The organism is Rhodoblastus sphagnicola (genome assembly GCF_002937075.1).
Lineage (GTDB): Bacteria > Pseudomonadota > Alphaproteobacteria > Rhizobiales > Beijerinckiaceae > Rhodoblastus > Rhodoblastus sphagnicola.
The window spans coordinates 23,602-36,434 of the sequence record NZ_NHSJ01000140.1; the positions used below are offsets into that span (position 1 = coordinate 23,602).

At 66.2% G+C, this 12,833-nt stretch carries 13 protein-coding genes; all 13 read left to right on the forward strand.

The window, feature by feature from the left end; translation table 11 throughout:
• Positions 1 to 100: 100 nt before the first annotated feature.
• Positions 101 to 1,186, forward strand: coding sequence for an ABC transporter substrate-binding protein (locus tag CCR94_RS23970; RefSeq protein WP_104510794.1), 1,086 nt, complete (start codon positions 101 to 103; stop codon positions 1,184 to 1,186).
• Positions 1,187 to 1,195: 9 nt separating this feature from the next.
• Positions 1,196 to 2,215 carry an ABC transporter permease gene (locus tag CCR94_RS23975; protein WP_104510795.1) on the forward strand — a complete coding sequence of 340 codons (1,020 nt, stop codon included), beginning with the start codon at positions 1,196 to 1,198 and terminating at the stop codon, positions 2,213 to 2,215.
• Complete coding sequence (locus tag CCR94_RS23980) at positions 2,209 to 3,012, forward strand: ABC transporter ATP-binding protein (RefSeq protein WP_104510796.1); 804 nt, start codon at positions 2,209 to 2,211, stop codon at positions 3,010 to 3,012. The genes CCR94_RS23975 and CCR94_RS23980 overlap by 7 nt, the downstream gene beginning before the upstream one ends.
• Positions 3,013 to 3,019: 7 nt before the next feature.
• A complete protein-coding gene (locus CCR94_RS23985) occupies positions 3,020 to 4,012 on the forward strand; it encodes a CoA transferase subunit A (protein WP_104510797.1) in 993 nt (330 codons plus the stop codon).
• Positions 4,009 to 4,803 (forward strand): CoA-transferase subunit beta, encoded by a 795-nt coding sequence (locus tag CCR94_RS23990; RefSeq protein WP_104510798.1) that lies wholly within the window; start codon positions 4,009 to 4,011, stop codon positions 4,801 to 4,803. Before CCR94_RS23985 ends, CCR94_RS23990 begins: the two co-directional genes overlap by 4 nt.
• Positions 4,804 to 4,839: 36 nt before the next feature.
• Entirely contained in the window at positions 4,840 to 5,625 is a 786-nt protein-coding gene (locus tag CCR94_RS23995) for an enoyl-CoA hydratase (RefSeq protein WP_104510799.1), read from the forward strand.
• 253 nt (positions 5,626 to 5,878) lie between these two features.
• Positions 5,879 to 6,166 (forward strand): 4Fe-4S dicluster domain-containing protein, encoded by a 288-nt coding sequence (locus CCR94_RS24000; protein WP_104510800.1) that lies wholly within the window; start codon positions 5,879 to 5,881, stop codon positions 6,164 to 6,166.
• Positions 6,167 to 6,829, forward strand: a complete 663-nt coding sequence (locus CCR94_RS24005; RefSeq protein WP_104510801.1) for a corrinoid protein — start codon at positions 6,167 to 6,169, stop codon at positions 6,827 to 6,829.
• Complete coding sequence (locus CCR94_RS24010; RefSeq protein WP_104510802.1) at positions 6,826 to 7,905, forward strand: uroporphyrinogen decarboxylase family protein; 1,080 nt, start codon at positions 6,826 to 6,828, stop codon at positions 7,903 to 7,905. The genes CCR94_RS24005 and CCR94_RS24010 overlap by 4 nt, the downstream gene beginning before the upstream one ends.
• 1 nt (position 7,906) lies before the next feature.
• Positions 7,907 to 8,953: a uroporphyrinogen decarboxylase family protein gene (locus tag CCR94_RS24015; RefSeq protein WP_275112842.1), complete on the forward strand. Its 1,047-nt coding sequence runs from the start codon at positions 7,907 to 7,909 to the stop codon at positions 8,951 to 8,953.
• Positions 8,946 to 9,971, forward strand: a complete 1,026-nt coding sequence (locus CCR94_RS24020) for a uroporphyrinogen decarboxylase family protein (protein ID WP_104510804.1) — start codon at positions 8,946 to 8,948, stop codon at positions 9,969 to 9,971. The genes CCR94_RS24015 and CCR94_RS24020 overlap by 8 nt, the downstream gene beginning before the upstream one ends.
• Positions 9,971 to 11,671, forward strand: a complete 1,701-nt coding sequence (locus tag CCR94_RS24025; RefSeq protein ID WP_104510805.1) for an ASKHA domain-containing protein — start codon at positions 9,971 to 9,973, stop codon at positions 11,669 to 11,671. The genes CCR94_RS24020 and CCR94_RS24025 overlap by 1 nt, the downstream gene beginning before the upstream one ends.
• The gene (locus CCR94_RS24030; RefSeq protein ID WP_104510806.1) at positions 11,668 to 12,654 is read left to right on the forward strand and encodes a CobW family GTP-binding protein; all 987 of its coding nucleotides are present in this window, start codon (positions 11,668 to 11,670) and stop codon (positions 12,652 to 12,654) included. Before CCR94_RS24025 ends, CCR94_RS24030 begins: the two co-directional genes overlap by 4 nt.
• Positions 12,655 to 12,833: the final 179 nt, after the last annotated feature.

Below are 12,833 nucleotides of genomic sequence, written 5' to 3' on the forward strand. Positions count from 1 at the left end.
CTATAAAACTAATAGACTATAGCCTGCTCCCACTTCCGAGGATCGTCTCCCGACCGCCGATGCGTCCGGGGCCGTCCATCGCCGAACAAGGAACAGGACGATGAAAGACAGCCATAATCCGGGATCGCGCCGCGCCTTTCTCGCCGGCGCGGCGGCTGCAGGCGCCGCGGTCCCGCTGGGCCTGATGGGCCAGAAGGTGTTCGCGACTCCTCAAATCCTGCCGGCGCCGTTCGCGGACGCGCCGATCTGCACGACCGCCGCCGGCGCCGCGGCGGCCTCGGCCGGGCCGCTCAAGAAAATCTCCTTTGCCTGGAACGCCGGGGCGCCCTGCCTGCTCAGCGTGACCGTCGCCAAGGAGAAGGGGTTTTTCGCCCGCAACGGTCTCGACGTCGATCTGGTCAATTATTCCGGCTCGACCGACCAGTTGCTCGAAACCCTGGCGACCGGCAAGGCCGACGCCGCCGCCGGCATGGCGCTGCGCTGGCTCAAGCCGATGGAGCAGGGGTTCGACGTGAAAATCATCGCCAGCACGCATGGCGGCTGCCTGCGCCTGCTCGCGCCCACCGCTTCCGCCATCAAGACCCTGACGGATCTCAAGGGCAAGATCATCGCCGTCAGCGACATGAATTCGCCGGGCAAGAATTTCTTTTCGATCCGCCTGAAGAAGGCCGGCCTCGACCCCGAGAAGGACGTCGAGTTCAAGCAGTTTCCCGGCCCGCTGCTGCGCGTGTCGGTCGAGAAGGGCGAGGCCCATGCGCTCGCCGACAATGACCCGATCACCTTCCTGTTCCAGAAGGATGGCGCCTTCCGCGAGGTCTCGTCCAATCTCGACGGGGAATATGCCTCGCGCGTGTGCTGCATCATCGGCGTGCGCGGGAGTCTCATTCGCGACGACAAGCCGACGGCGGCGGCCATCGCCCGCTCGCTGATCGAGGCGGCGGAATTCGCCGCCCACCATCCCGAGGAGGCCGCCGCGACCTATGCGCCCTACGGCCCCGGCAAGGTCGAACTCGCCGACCTCGTGACCCTGGCCAAATACCACACCCACGCCCATCACCCCGTCGGCGCCGATCTGAAGAAACAACTGGCGCTCTACGCCGAGGAGCTGAAACTGGTTTCGATCTTCAAGCCTTCGACCGATCCGGCGAAATTCGCCGAACGCATCTATGCCGACGTGTTCGGCTGAGGAGGGGACATGTCGCTGCTCACTTTCGACGCCCCGCGAGCCGACAAGGCCGATGTTCGATATCGCCTGCCATCGCGGGCGACGCTTGCGCGCGTCGCCCTGGCTGTCGCCGCCGGCGGCGCCTGGCTGGCTTTCGCCGGCCTCACCGCCTATTGGCCGGATCAGGGCGACTGGGGACACGGATCGGAATTGGCCGCCGCCGCCGGCATTCTCGGCGGGGCGCTGGCGCTGGCCGGCGTTCTCGGCGGTCTGTGGCCGCGCGGCGCGGCGCGCCTGCGCCGCTCGACGCCCTGGCTGCTGGCGCTCGGCCTGTTCTTCACCCTTTGGCAGGCGGCGACCGCCAAATTCGCCTGGCTGCCGCAGCCGTTCTTCCCGCCGCCGCACGCCCTGCTGGAAGTGTTCGTCGACGATTGGGCCAAGCTCTGGACCAGCGTCGTCGCCTCGACCCAGCTTGAACTGCTCGGCTTCGCCGCCGGCGCGGGCGCGGGATTCATCATCGGCGTCCTGCTCGGCTGTTTCAGCGCCTTCGGCTATTGGGTGCATCCGGTGATGCGGCTGATCGGGCCGCTGCCGTCGATCGCGTGGCTGCCGATCGCCTTTTTCGCCTTTCCGTCGAGCTGGTCCGCCTCGATCTTCCTGATCGGCCTGACGACGGCCTTTCCCGTCGCGGTTCTGACGTGGTCGGGCGTCGCCAGCGTGAATTCCGCCTATTACGACGTCGCCCGCACGCTTGGCGCCAGCCGCGCCTTCCTGGTGTTCAAGGTCGCCATTCCCGCCGCGCTGCCGCATGTGTTCGTGGGCCTGTTCATGGGTCTCGGCGCGTCCTTCGCGGTGCTGGTCGTCGCCGAAATGATGGGGGTCAAGGCTGGTCTGGGCTTCTACCTGCAATGGTCGCAGGGCTGGGCGGCCTACGCCAACATGTATGCGGCGCTGCTGGTGATGTCGCTGATGTGCTCCGGGCTGGTGACGCTGCTGTTTCGCGTCCGCGACCGCCTGCTCTCATACCAGAAGGCCGACGTGCAATGGTGAGTCTCGCGCAAACTTCCGCGCGGGAGCGCGCCGCTTTTGAGCCGGGCGTGGAAATCGCCGTCGAGGAGGTCAGCCATAGCTTCGATCTCGAAGGCGCGCCTTTGCCCGTGCTCGACGGCGTCAGTTTCGCCGCCGCGCGCGGCGAGTTCGTCGCGCTGCTCGGCCCCTCCGGCTGCGGAAAATCCACGCTGCTGCGCCTCGTCGCGGGCCTGGAGCCGCCGACCAGCGGGGTGATCACCGAAAACGGGCGGCGCATTTCGGGGCCGGACCCCTCGCGCGTCGTTGTGTTCCAGGACCCGACCCTGTTTCCCTGGCGCAATGTGCGCGACAATGTCGCGCTCGGCCTGGAGGCGCAGGGCCTGCTGAAGACCAGGCGATCGCGCATCGACGAGACGCTGCGGCTGGTCGGCCTTGAGAATTTCACCAAGGCCTATCCGCACCAGCTCTCCGGCGGCATGGCGCAGCGCGTCGCGCTGGCCCGCGCGCTCGTCAACGATCCCGACCTGCTGATCCTCGACGAACCGCTCGGCAAGCTCGACTCGCTGACGCGTCTGTCGATGCAGGGCGAGATCGTCAACCTCTGGCGGCGCGCCGGCTTTACCGCGCTGCTGGTCACCCACGACGTCGAGGAAGCCCTGTTGATGGCCACAAGGGTGATCGTGTTCAGCGAGCGCCCGGCCTCGATCAAGGCCGACATCGCCATCGACAAGCCTTACCCGCGCCACCGCGACGATCCCGACCTCATCGCGCGCCGCCGCGAAATCCTCGGCCTGCTCGGCCTTCACGACTCCTGGTGATTTCCACATGCCCAACAAACTGATCTCCCTGGCCGAAGCGGTCCGCCGTTTCAGCTGGGACGGCATGCAATACGCCAGCGGCGCGGCCTTGCCGATCGGCTCGGACGCCATCGTGTTCGGCCGCGAACTGTTGCGCCAGAAGCGCAAGGACCTGCACGCCATCTTCCATTGCAGCGGCCAGCAGCTCAACCTGCTGGCGGCGGCCGGCGCGGCGACCAAGGCGGAATGCGGCTTCGCCGCGCTGGAAGTGGTCGGCTTCGCCAATGGCCTGCGCCGCGCCGTCGAAAGCGGCCGGCTGGCGCTGGAGGATTATTCCAACCTCGCCATGACCCTGCGCCTGCTCGGCGGCGCGCTGAACTGGCCCTTCGTGCCGGCGACGGTGAACATCGGCTCCGACCTGCAATATCGCAGCGCCTTTTCGCCCGACGAGTTTCCGGCGCGGTCGAAAATCCCCAGCGTGACCGATCCGTTCAGCGGCCGGGAAATCGGCGCGTTCAGCCCGCTCAGGCCGGATGTCGCCGCCATCCACGTGACGCTGGCCGACCCCAACGGCAATTCCATCCTGCTCGGCACGGAATGGAGCCGGTTCGAACTGTCGCGGGCGGCGAAAAAGGTGGTGGTGATCGCCGACGCGCTGGTCGATCCCGCCTGCATCCGCCAATATCCCAATCTCGTCCGCATCCCCGACATTTTGGTGGAGGCGGTGGTGTACTGGCCCTTCGCCGCCTGGCCGCATTCCTCGCCGGGCATGTACGACATGGACGAAGAGCACACGTTCTTCATGAACAAGGCGCTGGCGAGCGAACAGGGAACGGCGGACTACATCCGCGATTTCGTCGAGAGCTATTCCGACCTCGACTCCTATCTCGATCTGATCGGCCGGGAGAAAATCAAGACGCTTTCGGCCAGCGGGTCCAGCTTCCTGCTCGATCCCTATCGCCGCTGGATTTTTGCGCCCGAGGACGTTGCAAGTCTGACCGCGCAGGGGCTTTCAACATGAGCGCGGTCCTCGACTACACCCGCCAGGAAATGATGGCCATCGCAACGGGGCGCGAAATCCGCGACGGCGAACTGGCGATTTTCGGCGTCGGCCTGTCCATGCTCGCCGGCTTTTTCGCCCAGGCCGACCACGCGCCCAACCTGCGCACCATGACCGAAGGCGGGGTTTTCGGCGCGACGCCGGTCGGCGGCCTGCCCTGGGGCATTGAGTGCAACCGCCTCGCCGTCAACGCGACCAGCTTTACCTCGGCGCTGGACGCGCTCGGCTTTCTGGTGGCCTCCGGCCGCTGCGATGTCGGCGTGATCGGCGCGGCGCAAGTGGACAAGTTCGGCAATGTCAACACCACCGGCGTCTGGGACGGCGACATCGGCCCGCATTACCGTCCGCCGAAGACGCGGCTGCCCGGCGCCGGCGGCGCCAATGACATCGCCTGCGGCGCCAAGCGTTTCCTCATCATGGTGACGCACGAGCCCAAGCGTTTTGCGGAGAAGGTGACCTACATCAGCTCGCCCGGCTATCTCGACGGCGGCGATGCGCGCGCGTCTTACGGTTTTGTCGGCGGCGGCCCCTCGGCCATCATCACCACGCTCGGCATTTTGCGCCCGGAGCCCGGCGCGAATGAATTCGTGCTCGATGGCTGGTTTCCGTTCTCAAGCGTCGAGGAGATCAAGGCCAACACCGGCTGGGATTTGCGCGTCGCCCCCAACGCGCGCGAAATTCCCGCGCCGAGCGCGACCGAACTGGCCAATTTGCGCAAAGTCGATGAGACCGGCGCCTTGCGCAAGAAGTGACCGTTTCAGACATTCACCCATGATGGAGATGCAGCCATGACAGAGGCTCCCTTGCTGTTGCGCGCGGACGACCAGGGCGTCGTCACGCTGACCTTGAACCGGCCGCAATCGCGCAACGGCCTTTCGCTCGGCCTGTTGCAGGTTTTGCGCGAGGCGCTGGCCGAGATCGACGCCGATCCCGATGCGCGCGTCGTCGTCATCGCCGGCGCCGGCCCGGCCTTTTGCGCCGGCCACGACCTCAAGGAATTGCGCGCGAAAAATTACGACCCCTCTTATGTGGACGAACTTTTCGCCGTGTGCGCCGAGGTGATGCAGGCCATCGTCAATCTGTCCAAGCCGGTGATCGCCCGCGTGCATGGCGTCGCCACGGCGGCGGGCGCGCAACTGGTCGCCAGCGCGGATCTGGCCTTCGCGAGCGAGGACGCGCGCTTCGCCACGCCGGGCGTCAACATCGGCCTGTTCTGCTCGACGCCGATGGTGGCGCTGTCGCGCAATGTCGGCAAGAAGCACGCCATGCAGATGCTGCTCTCCGGCGATCTGATCGATGCGCCGACGGCCAAGAACTTCGGCCTCGTCAACGAGATCGTCCCGCCGTCGGAGCTTGAGGCGACCACGCTCGCCTTCGCGCGGAAAATCGCTGCGAAATCGCCGCTGACCCTCGCCATCGGCAAGAAGGCTTTTTACCGTCAGGCGGAATTGCCGCTCGCCGACGCCTATGCCTTCACCCGCGAGGTGATGGCCGAAAATCTGAAGGCGCGGGACGCGCGCGAGGGCATCGGCGCCTTCCTCGACAAGCGCCAGCCGGTCTGGACCGGGACCTGAGCGACCTTCACCCTCGCGGCGCCGCGAAAAAACGCGCCCGTCTTGTCACACGGTTTCCGCGAGATCGCGATCTGCGATCCGCTGAACAACGGGAGGTCCGAGCGGCGGAAGCAAGCGCCGCCGGCAATTTCTCAACTGACTCAAAGCGCGCAAGAAATCTCCTCGACTTCTAGAAAGATTGCGTCTATAGAATTAGTGGACTAATAGGCGGAACGGCTTGGCAAAACCTGCGAAAGGACCATCAGGCGCGAACATGATCGGCTCCCCATCGCAAACACAAACCGAACAGCCCTCCGCCGCCCAGTGCGACGCCTGTCCCGCCGATTGCCTCGACGCCTGCTTCAATGAGGCCATCGTCGCCGCGTCCGGCGGCGGCGTCGAGATCGAGGCCGCCAACTGCGCCGGATGCGGCGCCTGCGTCCCCGCTTGCGAATTCGGCTTCATCCGCTTGCACGACGGCGTCGCCCGCATCGTCTTCCCGGAGGGCAAGCCCAACACACCTGAATCCAGCCCGTCCCGCGCCCCACAATGGAGTGAATGAATGTCCGCCGACCAGGAAGAATTGTTTGAACGATTGGCGACCGCCGTTTTCGAACTGGACGAGGCGCTTGCCGCCAAGCTGTCGCAGGAAGTGCTCGATCGCGGCTACGACGCCTGGAACGCGGTCGAGCACGGGCTGCTCGCGGGCGTCAACCGGGCCGGCAAGCTGTTCGACGAGGAAGAATATTTCGTGCCGGAACTGCTGATCGCCGCCGACGCCATGTATGCCGGCTTGGCGATCCTGCGCCCGCACATCAAGGGGCATGACAGCGGCTTCAACCGCAAGGTGGTGATCGGCGTCGTCCAGGGCGACACCCACGACATCGGCAAGAATCTGGTCCGCATCATGCTTGAGGTCGCCGGGTTCGAGGTTCACGACCTCGGCCGCGACGTCCCGCCGCGCAAATTCGTCGAGGCCGCCATCGCCTTGAAGGCCGATGTCATCGCCCTCTCCACCCTGATGACCACCACCATGGAGCGCATGGGCGAAGTGGTCTCCATTCTCGAAGCCGAGCAGGTGCGCAACCGCTTCAAGGTGATCGTCGGCGGCTCCCCGCTGTCGCAGCAATTCTCAGACCGCATCGGGGCCGACGGCTATGCGCCCAAAGCCGCTCAGGCGGTGGAGTTGACCAAACGTCTCGTTGGATTGGTGAACGCGGCATGACCATCGCCATTCGCACCGAACAGAGCGAGGAACTCTCCTCGCTGGAGCGGGTGGTGCTCGCGCTGCAATACAAGAAGCCGGATCGTGTGCCGGCCGCCCCGCTGGTCTGCGGCGCCTCCTGCCGCGTGCTCGGCTATTCCTACGACCGCTGGTCGCAGGACCCCAGGATCGCCATCGCCAGCCTGGTCGCCGCGCAGGAGCTGATCGAATTCGACGGCTTCCTCACCCTGGTCGATCTGTCGGTCGAGGCGGAAGATTTCGGCCAGGAGCTGATCTTCCCCGAACGCAGCACGGCGCTGCCCAATTTCGACAATCCCTTCATCAAGACCGCCGACGATTATTCCAAGGTCAAGGCGGTCGATCCGCGCAAGTCGCGGCGCATGTCCACGGTGATCGAAATCGTGCGCGGGCTGGTCGAAGCCAAGGGCGACACGGTGCCGACCATGGGTTTTGTTTACGGCCCGCTCGGCGTTCTCTCGCAGATTCGCGGCCATGCCGAACTGTTCAAGGACATCATCAGGCATCCCGACCGGGTGCTGGAGGCCGTGCACACCATCAACAAGGTGCTGGTCGAATACGCCTTGGCCCAGATCGAGGCCGGGGCGCACGCCATCGTGCTCGATCCGCTTTATTCCTCGGCCAGCATTTTGAAGAAATCGACCTGGGTCAAATTCGAGGCCGAAATCTTCAAATCCGTGTCCGACGCCATTCGCGACGCCGGCGTGCCGGTGCTGGTGCACAATTGCGGCGGCGGCGTCTATTTCGACGCCGTGCTGGAGCACATCAACCCCATCGCCATTTCCCACGCCTATCCCGCCCATGGCTCGGCCAATTGGGAAGAACACGCCGCCAACTGGGCCAAAAAGGTGGTCACCATCGGAGTCGCCGATCCCGCCAAGGTCGGCCACGAATTTTCCCAGGCGCAGGTGCTGGAAGACAGCCGCCAGCAGATCGAGACGTTCAAAGTCGCCGAAGGCGGGTTCATCCTGTCCAGCGGCTGCGAGTTCCCGCCCAACGGCAATCTGCTGAGCGCCCGCACCATGGTGCAGGCCGCCCGCCTCTATGGCCGGTATTGAGATGGGCCTCGATCGTCGGGAACGGTTCTTGCGCGCCCTGGCGCGCCAGTCAGTGGACCGCGCGCCAGTGATCTGCACCGGCGGCAGCATGACCGCGACCCCAGAGGACGTGGTGGCGCTTTCGGGTTTTGCCCTGCCGGAAGCCCATTGCGACGCCGCCGCCATGGCTGGACTGGCCCTGGCGGCGGCCCGCATCACCGGCTTTGAATCGGTCGGCGTTCCGCTGTGCGTCACCGTCGAGGCCGAGGCGTTCGGCGTGAAGATCGATCTGGGCGACGCCCGCACCGAAGCCCGCATCGTCCAGGAGCCCTTCGCGTCGATCGTGGACGTCACCGTGCCTTCGGTGGACGACCTGTTGCGGCGCAGTCGCGTAAAAGTGACGGTCGAGGCGGTGCGCCGACTGGCCGCGACGGCCGGCGACCTGCCGATCATCGCCAATCTGATCGGTCCGGTCAGCATCGCGGCCTCCGTGGTCGAGCCGACCGTTTTCTTGCGCGAATTGCGCACCAGGCCGAGCGAAACGGCGGTGCTGTCGGCCCATGTCACCGATTTCCTGATCGCCTGGTCGCGCCAGTTGATCGCCGCCGGCGCCGACGCCATCGCCATCCATGAAGACACCACCACGCCCGCGCTGGTGGGACCGCGCACTTTTGAGACGGCGGTGTTTCCGCATCTGCAACGGCTGGTCGCGGCCATCCACGAAGCCGGCGGGCGAGTCCTGCTGCACATGTGCAACGCGCTGGGCAAGTCGGCCGAAACCGTGGCGCGTCTGGGCGTCGACGCCTATATCCCCGACGCCTCGCTCACCGCCGCCGAACTGCGCGAAAGCCTGCCGGATGTCGCCCTGGTCGGCAACATCAGCACCTTCCTGCTGCACCAGGGCCAGCCGGGGCCGATCGCCAAACTGGCGGCGCGGCTGTCCGGTCCCGGCGGCTTCGACGCGCTGTCGCCGACCTGCGGCATGTCCAGCATCACGCCGCTCCAAAACATTCGCGCCATGACCGGCGCAACAACCCAATCGCCCGAACAGGAGGTCGCAAATGTCTGACATCGCTCCAAGCGAACGTCTGAGTCGCGTTCTCGCCAACCAGCCGGTGGACCGCGCCCCGGTGATCTGCACCGGCGGGATGATGAACGCCGCCGTGACCCAGGTCATGGACGAAAACGGCCCGACCCTGCCGGCGGCGCATTTCGACGCCGAGGGCATGGCCGAACTGGCCCAGCGCGTCCACGCCGCCACCGGCTTCGAAAATCTCGGCGTGCCGTTCTGCATGACCGTCGAGCCGGAAATTCTCGGCAGCCGCATCGATCCGGGCACGCTGTCCTGCGAACCCAAAATCGCCGAAGAGGCGTTCGCCTCCTGCGGCGCGGTCGAAATCCGCGATGTGAAGAAAATCATCCGCGAGGGCCGCATCGCCACCGTCGTCCAGGCCGCCCACCACCTGAAAAAGCGCAACCCCGACACCCCCGTGATCGCCAGCCTGTCCGGCCCGGTCAGCACCGCCGCATCGGTGGTGACGCCGCTGACCTTTCTCAAGGAATTGCGCACCCGCCCGCAAGACGCCCATCGCGTGCTCGACTATGTGACGCGGCTGCTGGTGGAATATGCCCGCGAAGTCATCGACAACGGCGCCGATGTCATCGCCATCGGCGACCCCACCGCCACCGGCGAGATTTTGGGACCGCGCATCTTTGAAGATTTCGCCGTGCGCTACATCAATCAGGTGTGCGACGCGGTCCACGCCAACGGCAAGCAGGTGATCGTCCATATTTGCGGCGACATGTCCAAGAGCCGCAACCAGCTCGCCGCGATCCACGCCGACGCCATCAGCGTCGACGCTTTGGTCAATCTCAAGCAGTTGAAGGCGGACTTCCCCCAGATCAACACAATGGGCAACGTCAGCACCTCCCTGCTCGAATTCGGCGATGCGGAAAAAGTGTCGCGCAACACCGCCCGTCTCGTGCGCGACGGCATCGACATCATCTCGCCGGCCTGCGGCCTGAGCACCTCGACCGGCCTGCACAACATCCGCGCCCTCACCGAGACCGTGAAGGGAAACGCGTGATGGCGCAGGTTCATTTCCGCTCCCATGACCTGCGCATTGAAGTGGAGAAGGGCTCCTCGCTGCTCGACGCGGCGCGGCGCGGCCGTATCCGGCTGGACGCCCCCTGCAATGGCGCGGGCACATGCGGCAAATGCAAGGTGCGCCTCGACGACGACGCCCGCGACGCCGCCCGCATCGTAGCCTCCGACAAACTGTCGGAGGCCGACCGTCGCGACGGTTTCGTGCTGCTCTGCACGACGCTGGTCGAAGGCGACCTCGCCCTCGACATGCCGGTCGGCGCCGAGCACGGGTTGAAGATTCTGGAGCACGGCCAGCAGATCGACCTGCCGCTGGCGCCGTGGATCGGCAAACGCCACCGGCCCGAGTTGAACGCCACCGAAGTCCTGTCCGGCGCGGATGTGATCGCGCAGGAGCCCGGCGACACCACGCCCTACAGCTATGGCCTGGCGATCGACATCGGCAGCACGACCATCGTCGCCTCGCTGATCGATCTGGGGACGGGATCGCGGGTTGGTTCGGCCTCGGCCCTCAATCCGCAGGCGCACCATGCCCAGGACGTGCTGTCGCGCATCAAACTGGGCTCGACGCCGGAGGGGCTGGCCTTGCTGGCGGGCGAGGTCATTGGCGAGATCAACCGTCTCATCGGCGAACTCGTCGCCGAGGCCCGCATCCCGCGCCGGCGCATCTACGAAGCGGTGATCGCCGGCAACACCTGCATGCTGCATCTGGCCGCCAAGGTCGATCCCGAACCCTTGGGCCGCTATCCCTACACGCCGACGCTGACCGGCGACCGCCATCTGTCGTCCCGGGCCTTGGGGCTGGCGATTTCGAAATCCGGGCTGGTCTATGTGCCCCCGATCGTCTCCGGCTTCGTCGGCGCCGACATCACCGCCGGCATGTTGTCCGCCAGCCTCGCCGAGGCCAAGGGCGTCACCTTGTTCGTCGATATCGGCACCAACGGCGAGATGGTCTTGGCCCGCGACGGCCATTTGCAGGCGACCTCCACCGCCGCCGGCCCGGCCTTCGAGGGCATGAACATCGCCTGCGGCATGCGGGCGGCTCAAGGCGCCATCGAGCGCGTCAGTCTCGAAGGCGGCGACGTCAGCGTGCAAACCATCGGCGACGCGCCAGCTGTCGGCCTGTGCGGCAGCGGCCTGCTCGACGCCATCGCCGAACTGGCCGTGCATGGCGTGATCGAAAGCTCCGGCCGCTTCACCAAAAATCGCGGCGCGCTGCCGCCGGGCCTGCAAGCCCGCTTTGGCGAGCGCGACGGCAAGCCTGTGTTTCATCTCACCGAAACCGTCTTTCTGTCGCAGGGCGACATCCGCCAGGTGCAGCTCGCCAAGGGCGCCGTGCGCGCCGGCATCGACGTGCTGCTGCGCCGCAACGGCCTGATCGCGGCGCAAGTGGACCGCGCGCTGATCGCGGGTTCGTTCGGCTATCACCTGACGGTGCGCAGCCTGCTGGATATCGGCCTGTTCCCGCCCGAATTCGACGGCAAGGCGGAATATGTCGGCAACACCTCGCAGACCGGCGCTGAAGCCCTGCTGACCCACGCGCCGAGCCGGGAGTCGCTCGCGCGGCTGGTGCGCGCGGTCGAAGCGGTGGAGCTGGCCAATGACGACGCCTTTACCAAAGTGTTCGTCGCCGCCATGGCGTTTCCCCGCCCCAACCGCCCTGAACTGGAAGCCGTGGCGTGAGCGGCGCGGATTCGCGTATTCCGGTCACGCTGGTCACGGGCTTTCTGGGCAGCGGCAAGACCACCCTGCTGTCCGCCCTGCTACGCCAGCCCGAACCGGGGCGCCTCGCAATCGTCATCAACGAATTCGGCGAGGTTCCGCTTGATCAGGCGTTGATCGGGCGCACCGAAGGCCAGGTCGTCGTGTTGAGCGGCGGCTGCCTGTGCTGCGCCATCGGCGGCGACGTGGTCTCGACCCTTCTGGGCTTGCACGCGCTGCGCGCGGAAAAACCGTTCGAGCGGGTCGTGATCGAAACCAGCGGTCTGGCCGACCCCGGTCCGATCCTGGCGCCGCTGGTCCAGGCGCCGGAGCTGACCGGTCTGTTCCGCGTGGATGGCGTGGTGGCGGTGGTGGACGCCTTGCAAGGCCTGCGCGAACTCGGGAGGCAGCGGGTTTGCGTCAAGCAGGTCGCGCTCGCCGACCGCATCCTCCTCAGCAAGAGCGACATCGCCGCGCCACTGGCGGTGACGCGTTTGCGGGACCGGCTGGCCGAGATCAATCCCTGGGCGCCGCTGACGACGGCCAATCACGGCGCCGTGGACGCCGCCTGGCTGTTCGATCCGGGGGCCGCCCGCCCCATCTGCGAACACGCCGGTCACGATCACGACCATTCCCACGGCATCGGCGCGTTTTGCCTGTGGTTCGACCAGCCCGTGACATGGGAGGCGTTCGCGCGGGCCGTCGGCGACCTGACCGAGGCGCACGGCGAGGCCATCCTGCGCATCAAGGGTCTGCTGAACCTCAACGGACGCCCCGTCGCCGTCCATGGCGTGCAACACTTCCTGCATCCGCCCGAACCGCTGCCGGACTGGCCGGACCAGGAGCGCCGCTCGCGGCTCATTGTCATCGCCGACCGGCTGACAGAGGCGGAGGTGCGATCGTTTTTCTCAAACATGGACTTTGTTGCGCAAGCAAGCCGGAAAGAATGCGCTGACGCTTCCTGACCAGGGCAATCGGGTGAACGCAAATAGCGGTTAGGCGGGGACTCCTTCTCCCCTTGCGGGAGAAGGTGGATCGCCGCCGTCAGGCGGCGAGACGGATGAGGGGGTCGGCAGTCACGGAAAAACGCCTTTGTTCTTGCGTTTGAACCCCTCATCCGACCCCCATAGCCCGTCGCATGACG

Excerpts from the sequence above, each read along its gene's own strand:
- CCR94_RS23970 (WP_104510794.1), top strand. The coding sequence starts at position 101 with ATGAAAGACAGCCATAATCCGGGATCGCGCCGCGCCTTTCTCGCCGGC.
- CCR94_RS23975 (WP_104510795.1), top strand. The coding sequence starts at position 1,196 with ATGTCGCTGCTCACTTTCGACGCCCCGCGAGCCGACAAGGCCGATGTT.
- CCR94_RS23980 (WP_104510796.1), top strand. The coding sequence starts at position 2,209 with ATGGTGAGTCTCGCGCAAACTTCCGCGCGGGAGCGCGCCGCTTTTGAG.
- CCR94_RS23985 (WP_104510797.1), top strand. The coding sequence starts at position 3,020 with ATGCCCAACAAACTGATCTCCCTGGCCGAAGCGGTCCGCCGTTTCAGC.
- CCR94_RS23990 (WP_104510798.1), top strand. The coding sequence starts at position 4,009 with ATGAGCGCGGTCCTCGACTACACCCGCCAGGAAATGATGGCCATCGCA.
- CCR94_RS23995 (WP_104510799.1), top strand. The coding sequence starts at position 4,840 with ATGACAGAGGCTCCCTTGCTGTTGCGCGCGGACGACCAGGGCGTCGTC.
- CCR94_RS24000 (WP_104510800.1), top strand. The coding sequence starts at position 5,879 with ATGATCGGCTCCCCATCGCAAACACAAACCGAACAGCCCTCCGCCGCC.
- CCR94_RS24005 (WP_104510801.1), top strand. The coding sequence starts at position 6,167 with ATGTCCGCCGACCAGGAAGAATTGTTTGAACGATTGGCGACCGCCGTT.
- CCR94_RS24010 (WP_104510802.1), top strand. The coding sequence starts at position 6,826 with ATGACCATCGCCATTCGCACCGAACAGAGCGAGGAACTCTCCTCGCTG.
- CCR94_RS24015 (WP_275112842.1), top strand. The coding sequence starts at position 7,907 with ATGGGCCTCGATCGTCGGGAACGGTTCTTGCGCGCCCTGGCGCGCCAG.
- CCR94_RS24020 (WP_104510804.1), top strand. The coding sequence starts at position 8,946 with ATGTCTGACATCGCTCCAAGCGAACGTCTGAGTCGCGTTCTCGCCAAC.
- CCR94_RS24025 (WP_104510805.1), top strand. The coding sequence starts at position 9,971 with ATGGCGCAGGTTCATTTCCGCTCCCATGACCTGCGCATTGAAGTGGAG.